Origin of the sequence: Streptomyces sp. NBC_01445 (assembly GCF_035918235.1) — a bacterium.
Classification (GTDB): domain Bacteria; phylum Actinomycetota; class Actinomycetes; order Streptomycetales; family Streptomycetaceae; genus Streptomyces.
In genome coordinates this window covers 2,084,847-2,111,259 of record NZ_CP109485.1, presented here as the reverse complement: position 1 = coordinate 2,111,259, position 26,413 = coordinate 2,084,847, and the positions used below count along the sequence as shown (strand labels likewise).

General features: G+C 70.5%; 25 protein-coding genes. 20 read left to right on the top strand and 5 right to left on the bottom strand.

Annotation, left to right across the window (positions count from 1 at the left end; all coding sequences use genetic code 11):
* The first annotated feature begins 28 nt into the window (after positions 1–28).
* Positions 29–1,558, top strand: a complete 1,530-nt coding sequence (locus OG574_RS09945; protein ID WP_326772848.1) for a GMC family oxidoreductase — start codon at positions 29–31, stop codon at positions 1,556–1,558.
* A gap of 82 nt (positions 1,559–1,640) precedes the next feature.
* Here the strand turns inward: OG574_RS09945 and OG574_RS09940 are convergent, their stop codons facing one another.
* Complete coding sequence (locus tag OG574_RS09940) at positions 1,641–2,504, bottom strand: 3-hydroxybutyryl-CoA dehydrogenase (protein WP_326772847.1); 864 nt, start codon at positions 2,502–2,504, stop codon at positions 1,641–1,643.
* Between the two features lie 56 nt (positions 2,505–2,560).
* Positions 2,561–5,812, bottom strand: a complete 3,252-nt coding sequence (gene icmF / locus OG574_RS09935; protein ID WP_326772846.1) for a fused isobutyryl-CoA mutase/GTPase IcmF — start codon at positions 5,810–5,812, stop codon at positions 2,561–2,563.
* Positions 5,813–6,019: 207 nt separating this feature from the next.
* Here icmF and OG574_RS09930 point away from each other — a divergent pair, with 207 nt between their 5' ends.
* From OG574_RS09930 to OG574_RS09845, 18 genes are all read left to right on the top strand, one after another.
* Positions 6,020–7,072 carry an alcohol dehydrogenase catalytic domain-containing protein gene (locus tag OG574_RS09930; RefSeq protein WP_326772845.1) on the top strand — a complete coding sequence of 351 codons (1,053 nt, stop codon included), beginning with the start codon at positions 6,020–6,022 and terminating at the stop codon, positions 7,070–7,072.
* A gap of 88 nt (positions 7,073–7,160) precedes the next feature.
* Positions 7,161–7,949, top strand: coding sequence for an enoyl-CoA hydratase/isomerase family protein (locus OG574_RS09925; RefSeq protein WP_100595435.1), 789 nt, complete (start codon positions 7,161–7,163; stop codon positions 7,947–7,949).
* Between the two features lie 4 nt (positions 7,950–7,953).
* On the top strand, positions 7,954–8,325 hold the full coding sequence (locus OG574_RS09920) for a Zn-ribbon domain-containing OB-fold protein (protein WP_326772844.1): 372 nt from the start codon (positions 7,954–7,956) through the stop codon (positions 8,323–8,325).
* Positions 8,322–9,467: a thiolase family protein gene (locus tag OG574_RS09915; protein ID WP_326772843.1), complete on the top strand. Its 1,146-nt coding sequence runs from the start codon at positions 8,322–8,324 to the stop codon at positions 9,465–9,467. Before OG574_RS09920 ends, OG574_RS09915 begins: the two co-directional genes overlap by 4 nt.
* Positions 9,468–9,499: 32 nt before the next feature.
* Entirely contained in the window at positions 9,500–10,702 is a 1,203-nt protein-coding gene (locus OG574_RS09910) for an acyl-CoA dehydrogenase family protein (RefSeq protein WP_326772842.1), read from the top strand.
* Positions 10,699–11,673: a phosphotransferase family protein gene (locus tag OG574_RS09905; protein ID WP_326772841.1), complete on the top strand. Its 975-nt coding sequence runs from the start codon at positions 10,699–10,701 to the stop codon at positions 11,671–11,673. The genes OG574_RS09910 and OG574_RS09905 overlap by 4 nt, the downstream gene beginning before the upstream one ends.
* A 37-nt stretch (positions 11,674–11,710) precedes the next feature.
* Positions 11,711–12,952, top strand: coding sequence for an acyl-CoA dehydrogenase family protein (locus OG574_RS09900; protein WP_326772840.1), 1,242 nt, complete (start codon positions 11,711–11,713; stop codon positions 12,950–12,952).
* Positions 12,949–13,725, top strand: a complete 777-nt coding sequence (locus tag OG574_RS09895; protein ID WP_100595429.1) for an SDR family oxidoreductase — start codon at positions 12,949–12,951, stop codon at positions 13,723–13,725. The genes OG574_RS09900 and OG574_RS09895 overlap by 4 nt, the downstream gene beginning before the upstream one ends.
* The gene (locus OG574_RS09890) at positions 13,722–14,501 is read left to right on the top strand and encodes an SDR family NAD(P)-dependent oxidoreductase (RefSeq protein WP_326772839.1); all 780 of its coding nucleotides are present in this window, start codon (positions 13,722–13,724) and stop codon (positions 14,499–14,501) included. Before OG574_RS09895 ends, OG574_RS09890 begins: the two co-directional genes overlap by 4 nt.
* Positions 14,498–15,292 carry an enoyl-CoA hydratase-related protein gene (locus OG574_RS09885; protein ID WP_326772838.1) on the top strand — a complete coding sequence of 265 codons (795 nt, stop codon included), beginning with the start codon at positions 14,498–14,500 and terminating at the stop codon, positions 15,290–15,292. The genes OG574_RS09890 and OG574_RS09885 overlap by 4 nt, the downstream gene beginning before the upstream one ends.
* Positions 15,293–15,327: 35 nt before the next feature.
* A complete protein-coding gene (locus OG574_RS09880; protein ID WP_326772837.1) occupies positions 15,328–16,476 on the top strand; it encodes an acetyl-CoA C-acetyltransferase in 1,149 nt (382 codons plus the stop codon).
* A gap of 80 nt (positions 16,477–16,556) precedes the next feature.
* Entirely contained in the window at positions 16,557–17,177 is a 621-nt protein-coding gene (locus OG574_RS09875; protein ID WP_116500884.1) for a TetR/AcrR family transcriptional regulator, read from the top strand.
* A gap of 193 nt (positions 17,178–17,370) precedes the next feature.
* Positions 17,371–18,564 (top strand): ABC transporter substrate-binding protein, encoded by a 1,194-nt coding sequence (locus OG574_RS09870; RefSeq protein ID WP_326772836.1) that lies wholly within the window; start codon positions 17,371–17,373, stop codon positions 18,562–18,564.
* 67 nt (positions 18,565–18,631) lie between these two features.
* The gene (locus OG574_RS09865; protein ID WP_100595423.1) at positions 18,632–18,997 is read left to right on the top strand and encodes a nuclear transport factor 2 family protein; all 366 of its coding nucleotides are present in this window, start codon (positions 18,632–18,634) and stop codon (positions 18,995–18,997) included.
* Positions 18,994–19,386 carry a hypothetical protein gene (locus OG574_RS09860; protein ID WP_326772835.1) on the top strand — a complete coding sequence of 131 codons (393 nt, stop codon included), beginning with the start codon at positions 18,994–18,996 and terminating at the stop codon, positions 19,384–19,386. The genes OG574_RS09865 and OG574_RS09860 overlap by 4 nt, the downstream gene beginning before the upstream one ends.
* 54 nt (positions 19,387–19,440) lie before the next feature.
* Positions 19,441–19,761 carry an EthD domain-containing protein gene (locus OG574_RS09855; RefSeq protein ID WP_100595421.1) on the top strand — a complete coding sequence of 107 codons (321 nt, stop codon included), beginning with the start codon at positions 19,441–19,443 and terminating at the stop codon, positions 19,759–19,761.
* Between the two features lie 110 nt (positions 19,762–19,871).
* Entirely contained in the window at positions 19,872–21,398 is a 1,527-nt protein-coding gene (locus OG574_RS09850) for a class I adenylate-forming enzyme family protein (RefSeq protein ID WP_326772834.1), read from the top strand.
* Positions 21,399–21,456: 58 nt separating this feature from the next.
* Entirely contained in the window at positions 21,457–22,497 is a 1,041-nt protein-coding gene (locus OG574_RS09845) for an MBL fold metallo-hydrolase (protein ID WP_326772833.1), read from the top strand.
* Between the two features lie 60 nt (positions 22,498–22,557).
* Here the strand turns inward: OG574_RS09845 and OG574_RS09840 are convergent, their stop codons facing one another.
* From OG574_RS09840 to OG574_RS09830, 3 genes are read right to left on the bottom strand one after another with little or no spacing between them, the layout of a single operon-like run.
* Positions 22,558–23,316 carry an SDR family NAD(P)-dependent oxidoreductase gene (locus OG574_RS09840; RefSeq protein WP_326778420.1) on the bottom strand — a complete coding sequence of 253 codons (759 nt, stop codon included), beginning with the start codon at positions 23,314–23,316 and terminating at the stop codon, positions 22,558–22,560.
* 32 nt (positions 23,317–23,348) lie between these two features.
* Positions 23,349–24,377, bottom strand: a complete 1,029-nt coding sequence (locus OG574_RS09835) for a phosphotransferase family protein (protein WP_326772832.1) — start codon at positions 24,375–24,377, stop codon at positions 23,349–23,351.
* Positions 24,374–25,576 carry an acyl-CoA dehydrogenase family protein gene (locus OG574_RS09830; RefSeq protein WP_326772831.1) on the bottom strand — a complete coding sequence of 401 codons (1,203 nt, stop codon included), beginning with the start codon at positions 25,574–25,576 and terminating at the stop codon, positions 24,374–24,376. The genes OG574_RS09835 and OG574_RS09830 overlap by 4 nt, the downstream gene beginning before the upstream one ends.
* A gap of 147 nt (positions 25,577–25,723) precedes the next feature.
* Between OG574_RS09830 and OG574_RS09825 the strand changes: the two genes are divergently transcribed.
* Complete coding sequence (locus tag OG574_RS09825) at positions 25,724–26,380, top strand: TetR/AcrR family transcriptional regulator (RefSeq protein WP_326772830.1); 657 nt, start codon at positions 25,724–25,726, stop codon at positions 26,378–26,380.
* Positions 26,381–26,413: the final 33 nt, after the last annotated feature.

The window sequence follows — 26,413 nt, the reverse complement described above, 5'->3', positions numbered from 1 at the left end:
CGACCATCCCAAGAAGAGCGAGGTAGCAATGGCACGTCGCATCGTGGTGTGCGGAGGCGGCTCCGCAGGAGGAGTCCTGGCCGCCCGGCTCAGCGAGGATCCCGGCAACTCGGTCACGCTGATCGAGGCGGGTCCCGACTACCGCACGCCGGAGGAGACCGCCCCCGAGATCCTCGACGCCGACAGGATCGGGTTCACGACCCACGACTGGGGCTACACGTCGACCGACGAGGTCGCCGAGGCCGACAGCATCCCGATGTTCGGCAAGGTGGAGAAGGAGTCCGTCCCCGTCCTGCGGGGCAAGGTCATCGGCGGCTCCTCGTCCGTCAACGGCGCCAACGCCCTGCGCCCCACCCCCGACGACCTCGCCCGCTGGACCGGCCTCGGCAACGACCGCTGGTCCTGGGACCAGGTCCTGCCGTACCTGAAGAAACTGGAGGACGACCCGGCCGGCGGTGAACTGCACGGCACCGGCGGCCCTGTACACATCGAGCGCTTCACCGAAAGCAGCGGGCTGCGCCCGGTCCAGGCCGCGTTCCTGGACGCCTGCGCCCAGGCCGGCCACCGAGTGCACCAGGACATGAACGGCGCCGATCAGCTCGGCGCGGGCCCGCTGCCCCTCAACCGCGCGAACGGCATCCGCCAGAGCTCGGCCCTCGCCTACCTCGGCCCGGCCCGGGGCCGCGCGAATCTCACCGTCCTCGGCGAACGGACTGTGGACCGCGTGGAGTTCACCGAGGGCGCCACGGCCCGTGCCGTGCTCCTCACCGACGGAACCCGGCTGGAGGCCGACCTGGTCGTGCTCGCCGCGGGCTCGATCGGCAGCCCGTCGATCCTGATGCGCTCCGGTGTAGGCCCGCAGCGGATCCTCGACGAGCTGTCCATACCGGTGGTCCGCGCCCTCGAAGGCGTCGGCCGGAACCTGCGCGACCACCCGATGGTCTACCTCACCTACCAGGCGGACGAGGAGGCCGTCGGTGAACTCACCCCGCCCCTGCAGAGCGTGCTCACCTTCGCCGCGGGCGGCGCCGACAGTGGCGGCGCCGTCGACCTGCACGCCGTCCTGCTGACGATGGAGCCCGGGGAACTCCTGGTGCCGCTCGTCCTGTACCGCCCCTACTCCCTGGGCAGCATGGAGATCGTCTCCCGCGACCCGGACGCCGCACCGCGGATCGGCCTCGGCCTGTTCGAGCACCCCGACGACCTGCGGCGCATGGTGTCCGGCATCCGCCACATGCGGCAGATCATGGAGTCGTCCCCGCTGCGGAAATACATCAAGGCCGAGACCTGGCCGGGCCCCGCGGTGACCACCGACGCCGATCTGGTCCGCGCCGTCCTCCAGGGCAAGAACACCTGCTGCCACGCCGTCGGTACGTGTGCGATGGGCGGCGAGGGGACGCCCACCGCGGTCGTGGACCAGCACGGCAAGGTACATGGCACGGACGGCCTGTACGTCGTGGATGCCTCGATCATGCCGGACATCCCGGCGCTGCCGACCAACACGACGACCATGATGCTGGCCGAGCGGATCGCCGACGACCTGCGCGTGGGCGGCTGACCGCCGGACGACCTGGTACCGCTGTGCACGAGCCGGCCGCTGGACAGCGGCCGGCTCGTGCACACGTGGTGATGTGTTGTCGTCAGGCGTCGTACACGTAGAACCCACGGCCGCTCTTGCGGCCCAGATGCCCCGCGGCCACCATCCGCTGCAGCAGCGGGGGAGCGGCGTACAGGGGCTCCTTGAACTCCTCGTACAGCGACTCGGCCACGGCCTGTGCGGTGTCCAGGCCGATCAGGTCGAGCAGTCGCAGCGGACCCATCGGGTGGGCGCAGCCCAGCTCCATCCCGCGGTCGATGTCCTCGGGACGGGCCGCGCCGGACTCGACCATGCGGACGGCGGCGAGCAGATACGGCACCAGTAGGGCATTGACCACGAAGCCCGACCGGTCGGGCGCCCGCACGACCTCCTTGCCGAGCCCTTCGGCGGCGAAGTCACAGGCACGGGCCAGGGTGTCGGCGCCGGTGGTGAGGGCGGGGATCACCTCGACGAGCTTCTGTACCGGCACGGGGTTGAAGAAGTGCAGGCCCACCACCTGGGAGGCGCGGCCGGTGGCGACGGCGAGGTCGACGACGGGGAGCGACGAGGTGTTCGTGGCGAGCACGGCCTGCGGGTCGGCCACCACCTTGTCCAGCTGACGGAAGACCTCGAGTTTCACCTCCCGGTTCTCGGCGACGGCTTCGACCACGAACTGCCGGTCGGACAGGTCCCCCAGATCGTGCGTGAAGGAGAGCCCGGCGAGCGCCTGGTCGCGATCGGCCTCGGTGAGCTTGCCGCGTCGCAGCCCGCGGTCGAGGGACGCGGAGACGCGGGCGCGGCCGGCGGCGGCCAGCTCGGGGGTCGATTCGGCGACGGTCACGTCGAGGCCGCGCAGCGCGGCGACCTCGGCGATGCCGGAGCCCATGAGGCCGCAGCCGACGACGCCGAGGCGAGAGATCGGAGTCATGAAAGTCCTTCCCTGGTAGGGGAGTTGAAGGGGGCCGATGATGTGGAAGGGCGTAATCAGACGTTGCGCCGGTACGCCCCTCCCACCTCGAAGAAGGCCTCCGTGATCTGCTGGAGCGAGCAGACCCGCGCGGCGTCCATCAGCACGGCGAAGACGTTCTCCCCGCCGGCCGCGGCCCGCCTGAGGTCGGCCAGCGCGTTCCGGGCCGCGTCCTCGTGGCGGGCCTGGAAGTCATGGACGCGGGCGAGCTGGGACTGCTTCTCCTGCTCGGTGGCGCGGGCCAGCTCGACGACGGGCGCGCCCTGCCCGTCCTCGGCCCGGGGGTTGCGGAAGGTGTTGACGCCGATGATCGGCAGGGTGCCGTCGTGCTTGCGCTCCTCGTAGAGCAGCGACTCGTCCTGGATCCGGCCTCGTTGGTAGCCCGTCTCCATGGCGCCGAGTACCCCGCCCCGCTCGCTGATCCGCTCGAACTCCGTGAGCACCGCCTCCTCCAGGAGGTCGGTGAGCTCGTTGATGATGTACGAGCCCTGCAGCGGGTTCTCGTTCATCGCAAGGCCCCACTCACGGTTGATGATCAGCTGGATGGCGAGTGCCCGGCGCACCGAGTCCTCGGTGGGGGTGGTGACGGCCTCGTCGAAGGCGTTGGTGTGCAGGCTGTTGCAGTTGTCGTAGATCGCGATGAGCGCCTGCAGCGTGGTGCGGATGTCGTTGAAGTCCATCTCTTGGGCGTGCAGGGAGCGGCCGGAGGTCTGCACGTGGTACTTGAGCTTCTGGCTGCGCTCGTTCGCCCCGTACCGGTCGCGCATCGCCACGGCCCAGATGCGGCGGGCCACCCGGCCGAGCACCGAGTACTCCGGGTCCATGCCGTTGGAGAAGAAGAACGACAGGTTCGGCGCGAAGTCGTCGATGTCCATGCCGCGGGCCAGGTACGACTCGACGTATGTGAACCCGTTGGCGAGCGTGAAGGCGAGCTGGCTGATCGGGTTCGCCCCGGCCTCGGCGATGTGGTAGCCGGAGATGGAGACCGAGTAGAAGTTGCGCACGTCCTGAGCGATGAACCACTCCTGGATGTCGCCCATCATGCGCAGGCTGAACTCCGTTGAGAACAGGCAGGTGTTCTGGCCCTGGTCCTCCTTGAGGATGTCGGCCTGTACGGTGCCGCGGACACTGCGCAGGACCTCGGCCCGGATCTCCAGCGCCTGTTCCGGAGTGGGCGTGTGGCCATGTTCCGCGGCGTACGCGTCGAGCCGTTGGTCGATGGCGGTGTTGAGGAAGAACGCGAGGATCGTCGGCGCCGGGCCGTTGATCGTCATTGAGACGGAGGTGGCCGGCGCGACCAGGTCGAACCCGTCGTACAGCGCCTTCATGTCGTCCAGCGTCGCCACCGAGACGCCCGAGGTGCCCACCTTGCCGTAGACGTCGGGGCGCGGATCGGGATCGCGGCCGTACAGCGTGACGGAGTCGAAGGCCGTGGACAGGCGGGTCGCCTCGCCGCCCTCGGAGAGCAGCTTGAAGCGGCGGTTGGTGCGGAACGGATCGCCTTCGCCGGCGAACATCCGCGCCGGGTCCTCGCCCTCCCGCTTGAAGGGGAACACCCCGGCCGTGAACGGGAACGAGCCCGGCAGGTTCTCCTCCCGCAGAAACCGCAGCAGCTCTCCGTGGTCGGTGTACCGCGGCAGCGCCACCCGGGGTATCCGGCTGCCCGACAGTGACTCGCGCACCAGGCCGGTCCGCAGCTCCCGGCCGCGCACGGTGACCACCAACTCGTCTCCGCTGTAGGCCTGTACGGTTTCCGGCCACCGCTCCAGCGCGCCCAGTGCGTCCTTGTCCAGCCGCTCCCGCGCCTCGCCCAGCAACCGGTCGACGTCGGAGGACGATGCCTGCGCCACGATCAACTCGTCGCGAACCGCCGTCAGTTGCTGCACCCTGCGGGCCACATCGGCCTGGTCGCCGGTGCGCGCATGGTACGTACGCACCGTCTCGGCGATGTCGGCCAGATAGCGAGCCCGCGACGGGGGCACAATCTGCGCCGCGCCACTGGAATGTCGGACCGGCACCGCGGGCAGCGCGCCGGGACGGACCGGCATGCCCCGCTCGCCGAGGAGGGTGCGCAGGTGCTGGTAGAGCGCGGTGACGCCGTCGTCGTTGAAGGTCGCGGCACTGGTGCCGAAGACCGGCATCTCGTCGGGGCGGGAGCCGAACGCCTCTCGGTTGCGGACGAGCTGACGCCCGACGTCACGCATCGCGTCCGCCGCGCCCCGCCGCTCGAACTTGTTGATGGCGACGACGTCCGCGAAGTCGAGCATGTCGATCTTCTCGAGCTGCGAGGCCGCGCCGAACTCGGGCGTCATGACGTACAGCGACACATCCGCGTAGGGAACGATCGCCGCGTCACCCTGACCGATGCCGGGCGTCTCGACGACGACCAGGTCGTAGCCGGCCGCCTTGCAGGCGGTGATCGACTCGCCCAGACCTTCAGGGAGTTCGCCGCTGCCCCGGGTTGCCAGCGAGCGGAAGAAGACCCGGTCGCCGTCGAGGGTGTTCATACGGATGCGGTCGCCCAGCAGGGCGCCGCCGCCGCGCCGCCGGGTGGGATCCACGGCGAGGACCGCCACCCGCAGCGCGTCACCCTGGTCGGTGCGGAGCCTGCGGACGAGCTCGTCGGTGAGCGAGGACTTGCCGGATCCGCCGGTGCCGGTGATGCCGAGCACCGGGACCGGCCGCGCCCCGGCTGCCTTCTCCAGCGCCCGCAGATCCGCGGCGGGCAGCGTCCCGGCCGCGGCCCCGGACAGCAGCCGGGCGAGCGCCGGGCGCTCACCGGCCAGCACCCGGCCGATCTCGGCGGGCGCCTCCTCCCACGGTGCGGTGTCGCACTCCTCGATCATCGCCTGGATCATGCCGACGAGGCCGAGCCGCTGCCCGTCCTCGGGCGAGAAGATCCGTACGCCCGCCCGCGACAGACGCTCGATCTCCTGCGGCACGATCACGCCACCGCCCCCGCCGAACACGCGCACCTGCCCGGCGCCGTGCTCCCGCAACGACTCGACGAGGTACTCGAAATACTCGATGTGGCCGCCCTGATAGGAGCTGACGGCCACCCCCTGGACGTCCTCCTCCAGGGCGGCGTCCACGACCTCGCTCACCGAGCGGTTGTGCCCGAGGTGGATCACCTCCGCGCCCTGGGCCTGCAGGATGCGCCGCATGATGTTGATCGACGCGTCATGGCCGTCGAAGAGGCTCGAAGCGGTCACGAAGCGGACGGGATGCTGAGCGCGGTACGACCGCGCCGCCGCGTCACCGGCGGACATATGCACTCCTGACTGCCCTCTGCCCGCGTCGACAGGGGGCGGATACGGGTGGGGCCCGTCGGGGCGGAGGGCCGCTGCATGGAGCTCCCTGAGCCTCTCCTGGACCTGAATCAAAGTAGGTGCAGGCGTCAAGCATAGCTGTTGAAGTCAATTCAGTTCAGTGGCAGTGTCGAGAGGGTCGTACCGGAGTGATTCCCAGGAGGAACGATGCTGGCCGCCAGGCTGTACGGAACCAAGGATCTGCGGATCGAGGAGACGCCCGAGCCCGAGCCGGGACCCGGCGAGGTGAAGATCCGCGTGGCCCACGCGGGGATCTGCGGCACGGATCTGCACGAGTACTTCGAGACGCCGCGGGCCACGCACGAGCCCAACCCGCTGACCGGGGCCACGCTGCCGCAGACCTTGGGGCACGAATTCGCCGGGACGGTCGTGGAGCGCGGTGCGGGGGTCGACCGGGTCGCGCCCGGCGACCGCGTCTGCGTCCGACCGATCCGCACCTGCGGTGTCTGCCCGCGCTGCACGGCGGGCCTGTCCCACCTGTGCACGGCGCTGGCGGCGATCGGGGTGACCGCTCCCGGCGGCGGACTCGCTCAGTACGTGGTCGTGCTGGCCGACGCGGCGGTCCCGCTGCCCGACGGTCTGTCGCTGGAGCAGGGCGCTCTGGTGGAGCCCATGGCGGTGGGCCTGAACGCGGTCGAGCGGGCCCATGTCCCGTGGGGCGGCAGTGCGTTGGTGACTGGTGCGGGTGCGGTCGGCATGGGGGTGCTGTTCGCGCTGAAGGCGCACGGCGTCCACGACGTGACCGTGGTGGAGCCGTCGCCGGCCCGGCGCGCCGCGGCCGAACGGCACGGCGCCCGCGTGTTCGATCCCGCCGCGGTCGATGTGGTCGAGGAGGTGATGCGGCACACCCGGGGCCGCGGCGTGGACGCGGCCGTCGAGTGCTCGGGGCGGCCGGAGGCGCTGGATGGCGCGATCCGGTCGGTGGCCGCCCAGGCGCCTGTCGTGATGGTGGCCCTGTATTCGGGTCCGGTCGCCGTCGACGCCTCCGTCGTGCGCCTGGCCGAACTGGCCCTGCTCGGTGCCGAGGCCTATCCCGACGGCGTCTTCGAGCGGGTCATCGAGCACATGGCCGCCGGGCGCTACCCGACGGACGGCTGGCTCGACCACATCCCGCTCGCCGACGCCGTCGCGGGGCTGCATGACGTCCGGGACGGGCGGTGCGTCAAGGTCCTCGTCGACATCCCGTCGACCAGCTCCTGAACCAATTTCGATCCGGGGGTTGACAGTGGATCACCGGCTCCGCAAACTCGGAATGAATTCAGTTCAGTTTGGACTCGGAGGATCAGAGATGGCAGTGGAAGACGAGATCCAGTTCGAGCGTGACGGCCACGTCGCCCGCGTCTGGCTCAACCGCCCCTGGAAGAAGAACTGCGTGACGGTGCCGATCCTGGACCGGCTCGACGAGATCATCACCGAGGTCGACGAGGACCCCGAGCTGCGGGTCCTGGTGTTCCGCGGCCGCGGCGGCACCTTCTGCTCCGGGTTCGACCTGGACAGCCTGAAGGCGGACTTCGTCGGCAAGTCGAACGCGATCGACGTCGCGGTCAAGTCGGCGAAGGTGTGCGACCGGCTCTACTCGATGAAGACCCCCTCGGTCGCGGTCCTGGAGGGCTACGTCACCGCAGGTGGCTTCGAGATCATGATCTCCTGCGACTTCGCGATCGCCGCGGACGACGCCAAGATCGGCGACTTCCACATCCGCCGCTCGCTGTTCGGCGGCGCAGGCCCGATCTACCGGGTGCCCCGCATGATCGGCATCCGCAAGACCAAGGAGCTGATGCTCACCGGCAAGCTCCTGTCGGGCACGGAGGCCGCAGAGTTCGGCCTGATCAACAAGTCGGCACCGGCGGACGAACTGGACGCGACGGTCGAGGACTTCATCGGCGACCTCACCGACAAGAGCCCGTTCACCATGTGGCTCACCAAGATGACCATCGACCGCAGCCTGGACGCCGACACACAGTCGCTGATGGTCATGGAGCACCTCGCCGTGGGTGTGGCGCTCAACTCCGAGGACGCCGCCGAGGGTGTCTCGGCGTTCCTGGAGAAGCGCGAGCCGAAGTGGCAGGGGCGCTGATCCCATGACCACGGATCCGCGGAGTCCGGCCACCGGGCTCCAGGGCGCACGCTGCTCCGGCTGCGCGGTGGCCGTCTACCCCGCGGACGACACGTGCCCGCGCTGCGGGGGGCCGGCCGAGTCGGCGGCCCTGTCCGGCGCGGGCACCCTGTGGACGTGGACGGTGCAGCGCTACGCCCCCAAGTCGCCCCCGTACCAGGAACCGCCCGGCGGGTTCGCGCCGTTCGCGGTCGGCTACGTGGAGCTGGCCGAAGGCGTCCGGGTGGCCGCCGTGCTCGACGTCGACGACCTCGACACCGTCCGGATCGGGATGCCGCTCACCGTGACCGCGGGCGGCGGCGTCCCCCGGGCCAGGCCCGCACAGGAGGCAGCATGAGCACCGACGTCCTGATCTGCGGAGCCGGGCGTACCCCGTTCGGCCGGTCCGAGGCGAGCGGCCGGCAACTGGCCGTCAGCGCGGTGGGCGCCGCGCTGGCGGACGCCGGGATCGAGTGGTCCCGGGTGCGGGCCGCGTTCGGCGGCAGTGACAGCGCCGGACTCGCCGACACCCTGGTGTCCCAACTCGGCCTGACCGGACTGCCGTTCGTGAACGTCAAGAACGGCTGCGCGACCGGCGGCAGCGCGCTGATCTCCGCCGTCAACGCGATCCGCTCGGGCATGGCGGACGTCGTCCTCGCCGTCGGCTTCGACAAACACCCGCGCGGCGCCTTCGACCCGCGCCCCGAGGACTGGGGCCTGGGCGCGGAGTACGGCAGCGACGGGCTGATGGTCACCACGCAGTTCTTCGGCATGAAGATCCAGCGCTACATGTACGAGCACGGCATCACGCCGCAGACCCTCGCGCTGGTCGCCGAGAAGGCGTACCGCAACGGAGCCCGCACCCCCGAGGCCTGGCGCCGCAAGCCGGTGTCCGCCGCGGAGATCCTGGACTCCGGCATGGTCAGCGATCCACTCACCCGCTTCATGTTCTGCTCTCCGGGAGCGGGCGCCGCCGCGCTGGTGCTCTGCTCGCCCGAGGTCGCCCGCACCCTGGACGGCCCCTCGGTCACCCTGCGCTCGGCGGCCTTGCGGACCCGGCGCTTCGGCTCGTTCGAGGTGTTCAGCCCGTCGATCCCCGGGGGCGAACTGACCAGCGTCAGCCGGGATGCCGCGGCCGCCGCCTTCGAGGAGGCGGGCATCGGACCCGGCGAGGTCGACGTCTGCCAGCTGCAGGACACGGAGAGCGGCGCCGAGGTGATGCACATGGCCGAGTGCGGGTTCTGCAAGGACGGCGAGCAGGAGCGGCTGGTCGCCTCCGGCGCAACGGAGATCGGCGGCTCGCTGCCGGTCAACACCGACGGCGGCTGCATCGCCAACGGCGAACCCATCGGCGCCTCCGGACTGCGCCAGGTCTACGAGGTCGTCCAGCAACTGCGCGGCCGGGCCGGCGAACGCCAGGTCCCTGGCACACCCAGGGTCGGTTTCACCCATGTGTACGGCGCCCCCGGCGTGAGCGCATGCACGGTGCTGACCCGGTGAGTGCCCCACTGACATTCAAGGTGGAGGAAGAGATGAGCGGCATCCCGGAACCCGAGGAGTTCCGCGCCGAGGCCCGGCACTGGCTCGCCACGGTCGCCAGGCCGCGCGCCGCCGACGGCGCGTGGGGCAGCGGCTCCGACTCGGTCGCCGTGTTCGAGAACTGGACCGAGGAGCAGGAGCGCGAGCACACCGCCCGCACCCAGAAGTGGGAACGAACCCGCTACGACCTGGGGTGGGGCGCGCTCAACTGGCAGGCGGCGTACGGGGGGCGCGACCTGCCGGCGTACTACGAGCAGCTCTACCGTTCCGAAGAAGCGGCATTCGACGTGCCGCACCGCACCGAGATCTTCCCGGTGACCCAGCAGCTCGTCGCCTCCGCGATCGGCATCTGGGGCACCGAGGAGCAGAAGGCGCGCTGGCTGCGGCCCATGCTGCGTACCGACGAACTCGCCTGCCAGCTCTTCTCGGAGACCGAGGCGGGCTCCGACCTCGCCGCGGTGCGCACGAAGGCGGTGCGTGACGACGACCACTGGGTCCTCGACGGCCACAAGGTGTGGACTTCCGGGGCCCGGGTGGCGACGTGGGGTGTCGCGGTCTGCCGCACCGACCCGGACGTCCGCAAACACGCGGGCATCACCGTCTTCCTGGTCCGCATGGACGCGCCCGGCGTGACGGTCCGCCCCATCCAGCAGATGACCGGCGGAGCCAGCTTCAACGAGGTCTATCTCGACGGCGTCGTCGTGCCCGACACCGACCGGCTCGGACCGGTCGGCGAGGGCTGGCGGGTCACGCTCAGCGTGCTGGCCGCCGAGCGCCTGGACTCCGGCAACCTCGGCCTGGACAACGCCGACCGTGCACTTGAACTGGCCCGAAATCTCCCCCGACCGCTCACCGGCGCCGAACAGCAGCAGGCCACCGACCTCTACGTCCGTGCCCTCGTGCAACGCCTCATCGGCCTGCGCATCACCGGCGCCCTCGTCGCAGGGCGCGAGCCCGGCGCGGAGGCCTCGGTCGGCAAGCTGTACGCGACCGAGACGATGCGGCGCACCAGCGATCTGGTGACGGAGCTGCTCGGGCCGAGCCTCGTGGCGGACACGGGGGAGTGGGGCACGTACGCCTGGACCGAGCATCTGCTGGGCGCGCCCGGCTACAGCATCGCGGGCGGCACCGACGAGATCCAGCACAACATCCTCGCCGAGCGCGTGCTCGGCCTGCCCAAGGAGCCGGTCCGATGAGCACGGCGACGCAGTTGGCGGAGCTGGCCGTACGGGTCGCTGACCAGCTGGCGCGCAGGCATCCGGGGGCATCCATCGGCGAGTTGAGGACGCTGCCGGGCGGCCACTCCGGGCTGACGTACTCCGTCGCCGTAGGTGACACGAAGTACGTCGTCAAGGCGGTGCCACCCGGACAGCGGCCCGTCGGGCGCAACGATGTCCTGCGCCAGGCACGGGTGTTGGGTGCACTCGCCGGATCTGGCGTGCCAGTACCGGGTGTCGCCGCCGTCGACGAGAGCCGACCCGCCTGGTTCGCCATGGACTTCGCCGCCGGCGAGGCCGTCGAGCCCGTACTCGACGAGCCGGAGCTGTCCGCCGAACTTGCGCGGGCGCGGATGCTGGAGATCGCCTCCGTGCTGCGGCGGCTGCACGCCACCGACATCCGCACGCCCGGTCTCGACGCGCCCCAACCACTTGACGCAGTCGGTGAGCTGGAGCGCTGGAGCCGCACCCTGCACGCCGTCCCCGCAGAACTGCGCCCAGGTGGACAGGAGTTGTTGAAGCGCCTCGCCGACGACGTGCCCGACGGCCTCCCGCCGGTCCTCCTGCACGGCGACTTCCGGCTCGGCAACGTGCTGTGCGTCGGCGAGCGGGCGGTGGCGGTCGTCGACTGGGAGATCTGGAGCGTCGGCGACCCGCGCATCGACCTCGGCTGGTTCCTGCTCTTCGCCGACCACCGCAACTTCCCGCAGCTGGGGCGCGCCGTGCCCGGCCTGCCCGCCGAGGCCGAACTCCTCGACGCGTACGGCGACGGGGGCCCCGGGCTTCCCGACATGGACTGGTTCCGGGCCCTGGGCCGCATGAAGATGGCCGCGATCATGGGCCACAACCTGCGCCGGCACCGCGAGGGCAAGCACCACGACCCGGACCAGGAACGGCTGCCGCCCACCATCGCCGCGATGATCCGCACCGCGCTCGACATCCTCGGCTGACCCGGACCGGCCGCCCCACCCCCGTACAGGAGCAATCGTGGATTTCGGATTCTCGCCCCGCGCGAGTGAACTCCAGGACCGCATGCGGTCGTTCATGGAGCAGCATGTCTTTCCCGCGGAGGCCGTCTACGACCGACAGCTGGCCGAGGCGGACGACCCGCATGCGCTGCCACCGGTCATGACCGAGCTCAAGGAGAAGGCGCGGGCCGAAGGCCTGTGGAACCTCTTCATGGCGCACGGCGACTGGGGCGCGGGCCTCACCAACCTCGAGTACGCGCCGCTCATGGACCTTGCGGGCCGCTCCATCATCGGCCCCGAGGTGTTCAACTGCTCGGCGCCCGACACCGGCAACATGGAACTCCTCGCGCTGTACGGCACGCCCGCGCAGCAACAGCTTTGGCTGCGGCCCCTGTTGGAGGCGGACATCCGATCCTGCTTCGCCATGACCGAGCCCGAGGTCGCGAGTTCCGACGCGCGCAACATCCGTACCCGCATCACCCGCGACGGCGACAGCTACGTCGTCAACGGCCGCAAGTGGTACACGTCCGGGATCCTCGACCCCGACTGCAAGCTCATCATCCTGATGGGCAAGACCGACCCGGACGCGCCCACGTACCGGCAGCAGAGCATGCTGCTCATCCCGCGCGACACCCCCGGCGTCACGGTCGTGCGCGATCTGCCGATGTTCGGCTACACCGACCGGTGCGGGCACGGCGAAGTGCTCTTCGAGGACGTGCGTGTACCCGTCGGGAACCTCCTCGGTGGCGAGGGTGAGGGCTTCGCGCTCGCCCAGGGGCGGCTCGGCCCGGGGCGCATGCACTACGCGATGCGCGCCGTCGGATTCGCCGAGCGCGCCCTGCAGTTGATGTGCGAGCGCGCCACCGAACGCGTCGCCTTCGGCGGGCCCCTGGCCGAGCGGGGCGTGGTGCGCGAGTGGATCGCCCGCAGCCGCATCGAGATCGAGCAACTGCGGCTGCTCGTCCTCAAGTCGGCCTGGCTGATGGACACCGTCGGCAACGCCGCCGCGCGGATGGAGGTCGCCGCGATCAAGGTGGCCGCCCTGGACGTCGCCCACAAGGTCGTGGACCGGGCGGTCCAGACACACGGCGCGGCAGGGGTCAGCGACGACACCGTACTGGCCCGGCTGTTCTCCATCACCCGCGCGCTGAAGATCGCCGACGGCCCCGACGAGGTGCACCTGCGGACCGTCGCACGCCAGGAGCTGGCCAAGTACCAGGCCAAGAACGAGAAGACCGATGCAAAGGCAGGGGCAGCGTGAGCGCCAACACCCTCGACGGCAAGGTGGCCGTCATCACCGGCGGATCCCGTGGCATCGGCCTCGGCATCGCCACCGCCTACCGGGCGGCCGGCGCCCACGTGGTGATCGCCGCCCGCAAGGCCGCCGGACTCGCCGAGGCGCGCGAGGAGTTGCTGCGTGTCAAGGGCGACGGCGACCTGCACACGGTGGTCGCCAACGCGGGCGAACCCGACCAGGCCGAGGCCTGCGTCGAGGAGACCATGGCCCGCTTCGGCCGGCTCGACATCCTCGTCAACAACGCGGCGACCAACCCGTACCACGGCGACCTCCTCGACCTGGACCTGCCGCGCGCGGAGAAGACCGTCCGCGTCAACCAGTACGGAATGATCGCCTGGACCCGCTGTGCCTGGCGCGCTTGGATGGCCGAGCACGGGGGAGCGGTCGTCAACATCGCCTCCGTGGGCGGCCTGATCGTCGACCCGCACATCGGCTACTACAACGCCACCAAGGCCGCCATGCTCCACATGACCCGGCAGCTGGCCTACGAACTCGGCCCGCGGGCCCGGGTCAACGCCATCGCACCCGGCCTCATCAAGACCGAACTGGCCCGTGCCGTATGGGAAGTTCGCGAACCCATCCTCACCGCCAAGCTGCCGATGCGGCGCCTCGGCACGGTGGAGGACGTGGCGAACGCGGCTCTCTTCCTCGCGTCCGACGCCTCCTCCTGGATGACCGGCCAGACCCTGGTCCTCGACGGTGGCGCCACCGCCCTGCCCATCGGGGTGGACGAGTGAACGCGCCACCGACCGCAGCCGAACTGTTCTCCCTGGAGGGCCGGACGGCCGTCGTCACCGGCGCCTCCGCGGGACTCGGCGCACGGTTCGCGACCGTCCTCGCACAGGCGGGCGCCACCGTCTTCGCCGCCGCCCGCCGCATCGACCGGCTGAAGGAACTCGCCGACTCCGACGCGCGCATCCACCCCGTGGCCTGCGACGTCTCCGTCGAGGCGGACCGTGCGAGGCTGGTGGACACGGCGCTGACCACCACCGGCCGCATCGACGTCCTGGTCAACAATGCGGCCACCTCCGGCGAGACGCGCGCACAGGACGAGACCCCGGACGCCTTCGCCGACGTCCTCGGTGTCAACCTCACCGCGCCCTTCCACCTCGCCCGGCTCACCGCCGAGGCACCGGCCGGAGAAGGCACGGGCGGCAGGAGCATCATCAACGTCTCCTCCATCCTCGGCCTGGTCTCCGCCGCGCCCCTCGGCGGCGCGAGCTACTCGGCGTCCAAGGCCGGACTCATCGGCCTGACACGGGAGTTGGCCGGCCAGTGGGGTCGTGACGGAACACGGGTCAACGCCCTCGCCCCCGGCTGGTTCCGTACGGAGATGACCGAGGACCTCTTCGGGGACGAGCGCTCCAGCCGCTGGGTCGATCGCAATACCCTGCTGCGGCGCGGCGGCGACGGCCACGAACTCGACGGCGCCCTGCTGTTCCTGGCCTCGGACGCGTCCTCGTACTGCACCGGGCAGGTCCTGACCGTCGACGGCGGATGGACCGCGCGATGAGTGTCGGCGTAGAGATACAGGACGACGGCCTCGCCCGCGTCACCCTGCGCCGCCCCCAGGCCGGCAACGCCATCGACCTGGACACGGCCCGCGGCCTGCTCGACGCGGCTCACGCCTGCGAACGCGCCGCCGTCCGGGTCGTACTGCTCACCGGAGAGGGAAAGTCCTTCTGCGTCGGCGGCGACCTCAGGGAATTCGCCCCGCTCTCCGGCGAGGTGCTGGAGGAGCACCTCGGCGCGGTCACCGGCGCACTCCACGATGCGCTGCGTGTGTTCGCCGTGCTCGACGCGCCCATGGTGGCCGCCGTCCAGGGAGCCGTCGCGGGCGCGGGCATCGGCCTGGCCGCGGGCGCCGACGTGACCCTCGCCGCTGACAACGCCACGTTCACCGCTGCCTACACCGGCATCGGCTACGCACCGGACGCCGGAGTGAGCTGGACGCTGCCCCGCCTCATCGGGCCCAAGCGCGCCCTGGACCTGCTGCTGACGAACCGGCGGCTCCCCGCGGCGGAAGCCGCCTCGCTCGGACTCGTGAGCCGGGTCGTGGCTGCGGACCAGCTGGCAGCCGAGGCCGCGCGGACTGCCGAGGCCCTGCGCGACGGCCCCACCGCAGCCTTCGGCGTCACCCGGCGGCTCGTCGCCGCCGGTCTGACCTCGGACCTCGACCCACACCTCGACCGCGAGTCCCGCGCGCTCGCCGCCGCGGCCACGTCCGACGCGGGCCGCGAAGGCGTCGCCGCATTCCTCGGCAAGCGGGCGCCGGACTTCACCGGCATCACCCCCAACCGCTGAACCCGTACCCGTACCCGTATCAGAGGGAGCCCACAGTGTCGGAAGCATTCATCGTCGGAGCCGTCCGCACCCCGGTCGGCCGCCGCAAGGGCACGCTCAGCGGCGTGCACCCCGCGGACCTCGGCGCGCATGTGCTGCGTGCGCTCCTCGAGCGCGCAGGCGTCGACCCGGGCGCGGTCGACGACGTGTACTTCGGGTGCGTCAGCCAGATCGGCGCCCAGACCGGGAACATCGCCCGCACCGCCTGGCTGTCGGCGGGCCTGCCCCAGCATGTGCCCGGGACCACCATCGACCGGCAGTGCGGCTCCTCCCAGCAGGCCGTGCACTTCGCCGCGCAGGCGGTCGGGTCCGGCGCCGCCGACCTGGTGGTCGCCGGGGGGGTGGAGGTGATGAGCCTGGTGCCCATCGCCAGCCCGATGGTCGTCGGAGAACAGGCCGGTATGGGCAGCCCGTTCGCGGGCGAGGGATGGCGCGAGCACTTCGGGGACCAGGAGGTCTCGCAGTTCCGCGGTGCCGAGCTGATCGCCGAGAAGTGGGGCGTCACCCGCGAGGACATGGAACGGTTCGCGCTCGCCAGCCACCAGCGGGCCCTCGCTTCCCAGGCGGCCGGCGACTTCGACGACGAGATCACCCCGGCATTCGGACTGAGCGCCGACGAGGGCCCACGCGTCGACACCACCCTGGAGAAGATGGCAGGCCTGAAGACCCTGACGGAGGACGGCCGGCTGACCGCCGCCGTCTCCAGCCAGATCTCCGACGGCGCCGCCGCCCTGCTGATCGCCTCCGAGGAGGCGGTACGCCGCCACGGCCTGATCCCGCTGGCCCGCGTACACGCCACGGCCGTGGTCGGCTCCGACCCGATCCATATGCTGACCGGCCCGATCCCCGCCACGGAAAAGGCCCTCGACAGGGCGGGGCTGGCGATCGACGACATCGACCTGGTCGAGATCAATGAGGCGTTCGCCTCCGTCGTCCTCGCCTGGCAGAAGGAGATCGGCGCCGCTCACGAGCAGGTCAACGCGTTCGGCGGGGCGATAGCGCTCGGTCATCCGCTCGGCGCCACGGGCGCCCGGCTCATGACCACACTCGTCCACCAGCTGCGCAGGACCGGCGGACGCTACGGTCTGCAGACGATGTGCGAAGGCGGCGGCATGGCGAACGCCACCGTGCTCGAACGTCTCTGACCGGATCCGGTTGGCAACTGAGTTCAACTTGGGTTTACTCTCGGGTACGGACACGGTGGGTGACGGCCAGGAGAGGGAGCATGACAAGGATCGTTGAACCGGAGGCCGGACCGAGGTCCAAGCGCGCGGCCATTCTCACGGCCGCGGTGGACTGCTTCGGCGAAGCCGGCTTCGAGGCCACCAAGTGGTCCACCGTGGCGGAGCGGGTCGGCATCGGACAGACCGCCCTCTACCACTACTTCGAGTCGAAGACGCACTGCCTGCTCACCATCATGCGGCTCGAACTGGAGCGCTCCCACGACCGGTTCGTGGCGGCCACCAAGGACACCGAGGACCCCGTCGAGGCGCTGCGCGCCGCGGTCCGGGCGGCGTACGACGTCTCCCCGCACGAGGTCCTGCAGATGCGCATCCTGCAGAACCACATGGATCTGCTCTCGGGTTCGCGCAGGTCCAAGCGCGAGGAGGCCGAGCGCGTCGCGGCGCGCCAGCTCGTCCAGGTCGTCGAGCGGGACTGGACGAACCTGCTGGTGAAGGGCATGTCCCAGGGCGCGTTCCCGCTGCGGGACGCGCAGTTGCTGGGCGCGGGCGTGCTCGGTCTGATCGTCAGCGTGTGGCGCTGGTACCGGCCGTCCGGAGCCACGCCGCTTTCTGAGATCAGCGAGCTGATCGAGGGCGCCTGCGTGCGGATGGTCGCCGCCTGACGCACTGAGCGCTCCCGCGATCGTGCGGCCCCCCGACGGATGTCCGTCAGGGGGCCGCAGTACTGTCCCGGCGGTGCCCCGCCGCGCATACGCGGTGATCGCGTACGTAACCAGCCATTGCCAGGCGTGTTTCCTCAGGATTAAGATCCGACGTGTGAATTGAACTGAACTCAGGTTGATTCCTGGAGGGGTCATGCGACGCCGCACGACACGCGCGCTCATCGCCGCACTCGCCGCCATGCTCGCCGTGGTGGCCAGCGCCTGCGGCACCAAGAACCCCTCGGCGGCAGGGGACGACAAGGTCATCAAGATCGGTGCCTGGTACCCGCTCACCGGTGCCCTCGCATCCTTCGGCATCCCTGAACGGGCGGGTGCCGACGCGTATTTCAAGTCCGTCAACGCCCGCGGCGGGATCAACGGCCGCAAGATCGACTGGGTCGTCAAGGACAGTGCCTTCGATCCGCAGCAGACCGTGCAGGTGGCCCGCCGGCTCGTGGACCAGGACGGAGTCGTGGCGATCGTCGCGGCCAACGGCACGGCCCAGTCTCAGGCCACGTTCCCCTTCGTCCTGGACCAGAAGAAGGTGCCGGTGCTGAACCCGCTGGGCGGGGACGCGACGTGGTACCGGCCGGCCAGGGACGGACTGTTCGGTCTGCAGACCCTCTACGAGGATCAGGCGGCCGCGCTAGGGGACTGGGTGGCGCGTGACGGAGCGAAGAAGGTGCTGGTCGTGCACAGCGACCCGGCCGCCTTTGTGAACGTCGCGAAGGAGATCGGCCCCGCCGCCCGCAAGGCCGACCCGTCGGTCCGTGTGAAACGGCTCAAGGTCAAGTTCCAGACCTCCGACTACAGCCCGGTCATCAGCAAGGTGAAGGCCGAGAAGCCCGACGCGGTCGTGTTGATCCTCGCGTCCGCCGAGGCCGCCTCGTACCTCAAGGAGGCGAAGCTGCAGGGCCTGTCCACGCCCGTGTACGGATACGCGCCGGTGGCCGCCCAGTCCACGCTCACGCTGGCGGGCAAGGCGGCCGAAGGGGTCAGGGCGGTGCAGCTGGTCAAGTCGCCGAACGACGACGACCCCGCGGTCGAGGAGTTCCGTACGGCGATGGCGAAGTACGAGAAGGGGCAGCCGGCCGACTTCATCACCTTGTGGGGCTGGGAAGCCGCCAAGGCCTTCGTTGAGATCGCCAAGACCATCGACGGTCCGGTCACCTCCGAGGCCCTGACCGCCGCGTACGAGAAAGCCAAAGCGGTCGACACCGGGGTCGGACCGGTCCTGAACTTCTCCCCGGACAACCACCTCGGCACCCGCGACGTACAGAAGGTCCTCGTCAGGAACGGACGCTGGGAGTCGCAGGGCGACTTCTTCACCCCGCCGACCCGCGACTGACATCCGTCCGCCGCCGGCACCCGTCCCGGCAGTGACCCATAGTGACCAACAGTGAGAGGACCACCCCATGGCCAGTGTGTTGCGCGCCTATATGGCACGGATGGACAGCGACCGTCCCGAGACGGCTGTCGAACTCCTCGCACCGGACTTCCGCTTTCGCATCGCCCTTCCTGGCCGTGAGGAGACCGGCTGGTCCAAGGACGACTTCGCGGCCTACATCTCCGGCCGCAACGCCGTCGAGCGGACGCACGAGATCCTCCGGCACAGCTCCGACGGCGACCTGGAGACCGTGTACGGAGTGGTCACCGAGTCCGGCAAGGCCGTCGGATCCTTCCTCTCCGCCGCCGTGATCACACCGGACGGACAGATGGCGCGCTACCAGTCGTACTTCACCACGACCTACGACCTCATCGAGTTTCCGGAGCAGTCATGAGCGACACCACCACGTCCACCGACACGGCCTCCGCGCCTTTCCTCACCGCCTGGTTCGAGATCCTCGACACCGATGAGCCGAACCGGATCCTCGACCTGATCAGCGACGACTTCACGCTCTCCATCCTGTTCTCCACCGGTGACGGGAAAGCGAGCGACTTCGCAGGTGACCGGGCCGCTCTGGTCGGCTATCTCGAACAGCGCGAGCGCGGCACCCGCACCCACCACCGGCTGTCCGCGACCACCCTGGGCCAGGACGAGCTGTTCCTCGGCGAGGTGCGGCGCGCGGGCGTTCCAGAGGCGACCTTCGTCGCGGCCGGGCGGGTGGACGATGGCGGTCGGCTGCAGCGGCTGCTGATCGGGCGGTCGTCCGAGATCCGCTTCGACTGACCTGTACAGGACTACGTACGGGACCACACAAGGGACCATTTTCGGAGGCAACTCATGTACAACCTCGTCCTGTTGGCCGCCCGTCCGCCGGAGTGGACCCACGAGCGGTTCATCGACTGGTGGCGCGGCGACCACGCGGAGCTGACCTACCGGTTGCCCGGGCTGCGCGCCTGGCGGCACACCGAGATCGACCAGGCTCTGGAGCCGCGCTCCGAGGGCTGGGACGGCATCTCCGTGCTCAGCTTCGATTCCCCGGAAGCTCTGAAGAAGGCCCTCGCGAGCCCGGAGTGGGCGGACGCGGTGGCCCAGGTGGGTGACATGAAGGGCCGCCGGATCGCGGTGATGGGCCGCGAGGCGGAGATGTTCACCGGCTGAGGCCACCACAGATCCAGCATGACTACATCCACACCATCCAGTACATCCAGCACGGCATGCACAGAGCAGGGTTCATCACGGCGTTCGGCACAGCGTAGCGAGGAAGCAGGATGCGACAGGTAGTGCAGGAGTTCCAACGACGGGCCGAGCAGGCGGACTTCGTCGCCGTCATCGACGACTCGGGCAGCCACACGGCGCGTGAGCTGCTCGCCGAGGCGGGCCGGCTCGCCTCGGCGATGTCCGCCGGCGCAGGCGACGGGTCCGGCGGGACCGTCATGCTCCAGGCCGACAACTCATGGCGGACCGTCGCGGGCACGCTGGCCGTGGGACTCGGCGACGGGGTCCTGGCGGTGGTCAACCGGCACACCACACGTGCCGAGTTCGCGGCCGCCTTCGAGGACATCCGCCCCGACGCCGTGGTCGCCGAGCCCTCGGCGATGGACGAATGGGGGGTGTCCGAGCTGATGACGGGCGGGGCCGGAGCCGCCTTCACCTCGGACCCGGTGCTCGACGGCTGGACCTGTCACGCCGCGCCCGGGCAGCGGGACGTGAGCCGCTGGTCGGGCGGCGCCCTCATCGGTCTGACCTCCGGCTCGACCGGGCGGCCCAAAGGCGTCGTCCAGTCCGAGGACGCCCTGCGCTACGCGGGCACGAGCACCATCGAGATCAACGGCCTGACGCGCGGAGACGCAGTGGCCGCGATCGTCCCGCTGTCGTCGACGGCCGCGTACTGCTTCGGCGTCTACCTCGCACTTCTCCTGGGCGGCCCGCTCGTCCTGATGACGAAGTGGGACCGGGCCGTCGCTCTGCAGCGGATGGCAGAGGCACAGGTGCGCTGGACCATGTGCGTGCCGACGATGGCCCTGCAGATGGGAGCCGAGGCGGCCGGCTCCGGCATCCTCGGGGGAGTCCGCGCGATCACCGTGGGAGGCGGTCCGATGGACCGCGGCGCCCTCGCGCGCGCCGAACAGTCCCTGGGCACGCGGATCCTGCGCGTCTTCGGCATGTCCGAGTGTCTCGGCCACACCTCGCCGCGCCCCGACGAACCCGAGGAGATCCGGCTCGGCAGGGACGGCCGCCCCTTTCCCGGCACGGACCTGCGCGCACTCACCCCCGAAGGCGACACGGCGGGACCCGGGGTGTCGGGCCGCGCGCAGGTGCGCGGGCCTTCCCTCTTCCTCGGCTACGCACGCGACGGCAAGGTCGAGGCGCCGACGCTGACCGAGGACGGCTACTTCCCCACCGGCGACCTGCTGATGACCCATGACGACGGCACCATCAGCATCATGGGCCGCGAGAAGGACATCATCATCCGCGGTGGCCGGAACATCGACATCACCGAGATCGAGCGTGCCGTCGCCAGCTATCCGCGGGTCGCGCGGGCCTGCGTCGCGGCCGTCCCGGACGAGGTGCTCGGCGAACGCATCGCGCTGCTCGTCGTCACCGAGGACGGCGGCGGCATCGACCTGGCGGAGGTGACCGGCCACCTCGACAGCGTCGGCCTGTCCAGGACCAAGTGGCCCGAGTTCGTCTACGGGATCGAGGAGCTGCCGCAGACCAAGGTCGGCAAGCTCGACCGGTCCGGGGCCCGCGAACTGGCCCACCGGCTGCGCACGAACACTCCCGGCCCGGCCTGATCCACGAGGCCGGGACGATCCACACAGACACACCAGCACCAGCCAGCAAGGGAGCATCATGACCACGCGGTTCGACCAGGGCCCATGGGCCGCAGCCGGAATCCAGACCGTGCAGCCCGGGGTGCACCGCGTTCCCCTGCCGCTGCCGAACGACGGGCTGCACGCCGTCAACGTCTATCTGCTGGAGAACCTGGCGGACGATGACGGCATCGTCATGATCGACGGCGGCTGGGCGATCCCCGAGGCGCGCAAGGCACTCGAGGAGGCCCTGGCCGCCATAGGCCGCGACCTCGGCGACATCAGCCACATCCTGGTCACGCACATCCATCGCGACCACTACACGAACGCCGTCGAGCTGCGCCGGCTCCTCGGCTCGCGCGTGTACCTGGGCGCGGGCGAGCGTCCGGGCCTGGAGATGCTCGACCGGCTGCGCAGCGACGAGCCCGCGGGCTCGCTGGAGACGTTGCGCAGGGCGGGCGCCGGCGACCTGGCCGACCGCGTCCAGGCCATGGACCACGGCGGCTACGACCCGACCGTGTGGGAGGCCCCCGACCGTTGGCTCGGCGCGGAGACCCTGAGCTTCGGTGACCACGCACTGCGGGTCGTGCCAACCCCCGGACACACCAAGGGACATGTGGTCTTCCTGGACGAACAGCGCGGGCTCCTGTTCTCCGGGGACCACGTCCTGCCGCACATCACGCCGTCCATCGGCTTCGAACTGGCCGAGCCCGGAGGCAAGCCGCTCGCCGACTATCTGGACTCCCTGCGTCTGATGACCCAGTACGCGGACACACGCCTGCTGCCTGCGCACGGACCGGTCGCCGACAGCGCCCACACCCGCGTCGCCGAGCTGCTCACGCACCACGACGACCGGCTGGCCAAGAGTCTGGTGGCGATGGGCGACGGCACGCTCGATGCCCACGCGGTGGCGCGCGAACTGGGCTGGACGCGCCGCGAGGTGCCCTTCGGCGAGCTCAGCGAGTTCAACCAGATGCTCGCGGTCAACGAGACGGCGGCGCACCTGGACGTGCTCGTGCTCCGGGGCCGGGCCACGGTGGCGTTCCGGGACGGGGTGAACCAGTACACGCGGGTGCGTTGACAGTGCACGTACGGGCGGAAGGGGGCGCGGCAACCGCCGCGCCCCCTTCCGCGTTGTCCGTCAGCGCGCTGTCCAGCCGCCGTCCACGTACAGCTCGGAGCCGGTGACGAAGCTCGCGTCCGCGGAGGCCAGGAACGCGACCGCCCCCGCGACCTCGTCGGGCCTGCCGAGCCGCGCCATCGGAGTGCCCTCGACCATCGCGGTGTGCCGGGGTGTGCCCCGCCACAGTTCGCGGGACAGGGGCGTCTCGATGAAGCCGGGGTGGAGGGAGTTGACACGGACTCCGCGGGTGGCCCAGTGCAGGGCCGCGTTCTTGGTCATCAGCCGGACCGCGCCCTTGGCCGCGTGGTACGAGAACTGGCTGCCGAAGCCGCCGACCGTACCGAAGATCGAGGCGATGTTGACGATCGAGCCGCCACCGGAGCGCTCGATCGCGGGCCCGCCGTGTTTCATGCCGAGCCAGACACCGCCCTGCGTCACCGCGATGACCTTGTCCCAGGACTCCTGGGTCTCCGTCTCCACGGTCCGCATCTCGGCGATGCCCGCGTTGTTGACGAGCACCGTCAGGCCGCCGAGTTCGGCGACCACCCGGTCGACCGCGCCGCGCCACGCGTCCTCGTCGCTGACGTCCAGGGCGAGGCCGAGCGCCCGTGCCCCGCCGGCCGTCAGCTCCTTCGCCAGCTCTTCGCAGCGGCCGGCGTCGATGTCGGTGACCACGACGGTGGCGCCTTCCGCCGCCAGCCGCCGTGACACGGCGTCTCCGATGCCGCCGGTGGCCCCGGTGACGAGGGCGATCTGTCCGGACAGGCGGTCTCGCACGGTGTCTCCTTCGTACGACGGTGTGGTCGCGGTCACGACAGCAGCTCCAGTCCTGAGTTCAGCAGCGCGGGCACCGCGGAGCCGACCCGCTCGAAACCGGTGCCGACGGTCTGCCCCGCCGCGTAGCGGGCGTGGATGCCCTCCGCGATGACGGCGAGCTTGAAGCAGGCCAACGCCTGGTAGTAGCGCAGGGATCGGACATCACGGCCGGACTTGGCGGCGTAGCGCTCGGCCAGCTCCTGCCCGGAAGGGAAACCGGGGTTGGCCGTCGGGACGTGGCGTGCCCCGAGGACCGGTTCGCAGGTCGCGTCCCAGTACATGAGGAGCATTCCGAGGTCGGCGAGCGGATCGCCGAGTGTGGCCATCTCCCAGTCGACGATCGCGGCGATCCGGCCGAAGTCGCCCGGGGCCAGGATGGTGTTGTCGAGGCGGTAGTCGCCGTGCACGATCGTCGGCGCGCCGCTCGCGGGCAGGGCGCGGGCGAGCCTGCCGTGCAGTTCGTCGACGTCGGGCAGCGTCCGGGTGGCGACCTTGTCCCATTGGCCTCTCCACCGGCGCACCTGACGCTCCAGATAGCCGTCGGGGCGGCCGAAGTCGCCGAGCCCGACAGCGGCGGCATCGACTGAGTGCAGCGCCGCCAGCGCGTCGACGAGCGCCTCGGCGGCGCTTCGCGCGTCGGCGGGCGGCAGCTCGGCGGCCCGGTCGCCGTCGCGCAGCACCGGCCCCTCCACGAAGTCGACGACGCAGAACGGCGCCCCGATCACGTCCGAGTGCGTGCACGACAGCACTGCCCTGGCGACCGGCACCCCGGTGCCGCCGAGCGCGGCGACGACGCGGTACTCGCGGTCCATGTCGTGCGCGGTCGGCGTCAGCACGCCCAGCGGCGGCCTGCGCAGCACCCACCGGTGCGTCCCATCGGTGACGTCGTACGTGAGATTGGAGCGCCCGCCCTGCAACAGCGCGATCCGCAACTCACCCGTGAAATCCGGTACATGGCGCTCGAAGTAGCGCCGCAGGGCGGGCACGTCGACGCCGACCACGGCCTCCTCGGAGGTGGTCACCGCGCGGCCCTCCGCTCCCGTGCCGTCCGCACCGCGCGCTTGGCGATCGCCCAGCGGTGGGTCTCGGACGGGCCGTCGTAGATCCGGAACGGACGCACCTCGCGGTACAGCCGCGACAGCGGGGCGTCCCCCGAGATACCGAGTGCGCCGCACACCTGCACCGCACGGTCGACGACCCGGTTCACGGCCTCGGAGACGTACGTCTTCGCGATGGAGGTGTGCTGTGCGGCCGAGCGGCCCTGGTCCAGCTCCCAGCAGGCCCGCCACAGGACCGCACGGCTGGTCTCGATGTCGATCTCGGAGTCGGCCAACAGCTGTTGCACCATGCCCAGTTCGGCCAGCGGCCTACCGAAGGCCGAGCGCTCGGCGGCGCGCTCCAGGGCGATGTCCTGTGCCCGGCGCGCCACTCCGAGCCAGCGCATGCAGTGCGTCATCCGGGCGGGGCCCAGGCGCACCTGCGCGTACTTGAATCCCTGGTCCACCTCGCCCAGTACGGCGTCGTCGCCCACTTCGCAGTTCTCGAACACGACCTCGCTGTGTCCGCCGAACAGTCCCTGGTCGAGGGTGTCGATGTTCCGGACGATCTTCATGCCGGGGTTGTCGGCGTCGACGAGGAACATCGTCGCGCCGCCGGCGTCGCCGGGGCCGCCGCTGGTGCGGGCCATACAGATGGCGAAGCCTGCGCCGTCCGCACCGCTGATGAACCACTTGCGGCCGTCGATCCGCCAGCCGCCGTCGATCCTCGTCGCGGTCGTGGCGAGCGCGCGCGGGTCGGAACCCGCGCCCGGCGCCGGTTCGGTCATCGCGAAGCAGGACCGCACCTCACCGGCGGCCAAACGCCGCAGATACCGCTCTTTCTGCTCCGCTGTGGCGACGACTTCGAGCAGATGCATATTGCCCTCGTCGGGCGCCGCGCAGTTGAGGGCGAGCGGTCCCAGCAGCGAGTGTCCGGCCGCCTCGAACACCACCGCCTGCCCGCACAGGTCGAGCCCGAGCCCGCCCCAGTCGGTGCCCACGTGCGGGGCGAACACCCCGGCCGTCCGGGCGGCCTCCTGCAATCGGCGGCGCAGTGGTTCCGGCCCCGTATGGACGTTCCCGTCGCATGCCTGTTCCTCAGGTATCACCACATCTCGAACGAAGTCGGTGGTGCGCCGCGCGATGTCGGCGACCCTGTCGTCGATCTCGAACCCGATGGTCATGCTTCACCTCTGATCTTGGCTACTAACCATTAGCCATGAGAGGGCTGAAGCGAGTCCTGTGTCAAGGCCACGGGCGAAAGCGGCGGCTATAGTGTGATGCTTGAGGCCGGAGGCGCGGCTAATGATGGATAGCTTCGGGGGGTTCGGATGCGTGCAGCTCAAGGTGCGACCCAAGACGGGTCCTACGAACGTCCGCACCGACCGGCGCAGTCCGGGGGCTCCTCCCCGTCCGACCGCCGGTCGGCGATCCGGCAGGCCGCGCTGCAACTGTTCGCCGCGCAGGGCTATCGGTCCACCACCATGACCGACATCGGGGCCGCGGTCGGCATCCGCGGTCCGAGCCTCTACAAACACGTGGCGTCCAAGCACGAGCTGCTGGTGGAGATCATGATCGGGACGATGGAGCAGCTCATCGCCGACAACACGGCGGCCGTCGCCGGAGTGGACGACGCCCACGAGCAGTTGCGCCGCTCCGTGGAGGCGCACATCCGCTACCACGCGCGCCATCGCCTGGAGGCGTTCGTCGGCAACCGTGAGATCGGCAGCCTGGAGCAGCCCGACCAGGACAGGGTCCTCAGCCGCCGCAGCGCCTACGAACGCCGCTTCCGCGAACTCATCGAGCGGGGCGCCGCCGAGGGCGTCTTCCATGTTCAGTCGGCGAGGATCGCCTCGTACTCGATCCTGGACATGGGTATCGGTGTGTCCAGCTGGTTCCACGAGGTGGGCGAGTTCAGCGTCGACCAACTCGCCTACCAGTACGGCGACATCGCGCTACGCATCGTCGGTGTGGCTGAGCAGCGCTGAAGCGGCGCTTGCCCTCTTGCTTGTGGACGGATC

Coding starts and splice junctions, on each gene's coding strand:
- OG574_RS09855 (WP_100595421.1), top strand. CDS start 19,441: ATGTACAACCTCGTCCTGTTGGCCGCCCGTCCGCCGGAGTGGACCCAC.
- OG574_RS09905 (WP_326772841.1), top strand. CDS start 10,699: ATGAGCACGGCGACGCAGTTGGCGGAGCTGGCCGTACGGGTCGCTGAC.
- OG574_RS09885 (WP_326772838.1), top strand. CDS start 14,498: ATGAGTGTCGGCGTAGAGATACAGGACGACGGCCTCGCCCGCGTCACC.
- OG574_RS09830 (WP_326772831.1), bottom strand. CDS start 25,576: ATGACCATCGGGTTCGAGATCGACGACAGGGTCGCCGACATCGCGCGG.
- OG574_RS09865 (WP_100595423.1), top strand. CDS start 18,632: ATGGCCAGTGTGTTGCGCGCCTATATGGCACGGATGGACAGCGACCGT.
- OG574_RS09845 (WP_326772833.1), top strand. CDS start 21,457: ATGACCACGCGGTTCGACCAGGGCCCATGGGCCGCAGCCGGAATCCAG.
- icmF (WP_326772846.1), bottom strand. CDS start 5,812: ATGTCCGCCGGTGACGCGGCGGCGCGGTCGTACCGCGCTCAGCATCCC.
- OG574_RS09875 (WP_116500884.1), top strand. CDS start 16,557: ATGACAAGGATCGTTGAACCGGAGGCCGGACCGAGGTCCAAGCGCGCG.
- OG574_RS09860 (WP_326772835.1), top strand. CDS start 18,994: ATGAGCGACACCACCACGTCCACCGACACGGCCTCCGCGCCTTTCCTC.
- OG574_RS09925 (WP_100595435.1), top strand. CDS start 7,161: ATGGCAGTGGAAGACGAGATCCAGTTCGAGCGTGACGGCCACGTCGCC.
- OG574_RS09930 (WP_326772845.1), top strand. CDS start 6,020: ATGCTGGCCGCCAGGCTGTACGGAACCAAGGATCTGCGGATCGAGGAG.
- OG574_RS09825 (WP_326772830.1), top strand. CDS start 25,724: ATGCGTGCAGCTCAAGGTGCGACCCAAGACGGGTCCTACGAACGTCCG.
- OG574_RS09915 (WP_326772843.1), top strand. CDS start 8,322: ATGAGCACCGACGTCCTGATCTGCGGAGCCGGGCGTACCCCGTTCGGC.
- OG574_RS09870 (WP_326772836.1), top strand. CDS start 17,371: ATGCGACGCCGCACGACACGCGCGCTCATCGCCGCACTCGCCGCCATG.
- OG574_RS09940 (WP_326772847.1), bottom strand. CDS start 2,504: ATGACTCCGATCTCTCGCCTCGGCGTCGTCGGCTGCGGCCTCATGGGC.
- OG574_RS09920 (WP_326772844.1), top strand. CDS start 7,954: ATGACCACGGATCCGCGGAGTCCGGCCACCGGGCTCCAGGGCGCACGC.
- OG574_RS09945 (WP_326772848.1), top strand. CDS start 29: ATGGCACGTCGCATCGTGGTGTGCGGAGGCGGCTCCGCAGGAGGAGTC.
- OG574_RS09910 (WP_326772842.1), top strand. CDS start 9,500: ATGAGCGGCATCCCGGAACCCGAGGAGTTCCGCGCCGAGGCCCGGCAC.
- OG574_RS09850 (WP_326772834.1), top strand. CDS start 19,872: ATGCGACAGGTAGTGCAGGAGTTCCAACGACGGGCCGAGCAGGCGGAC.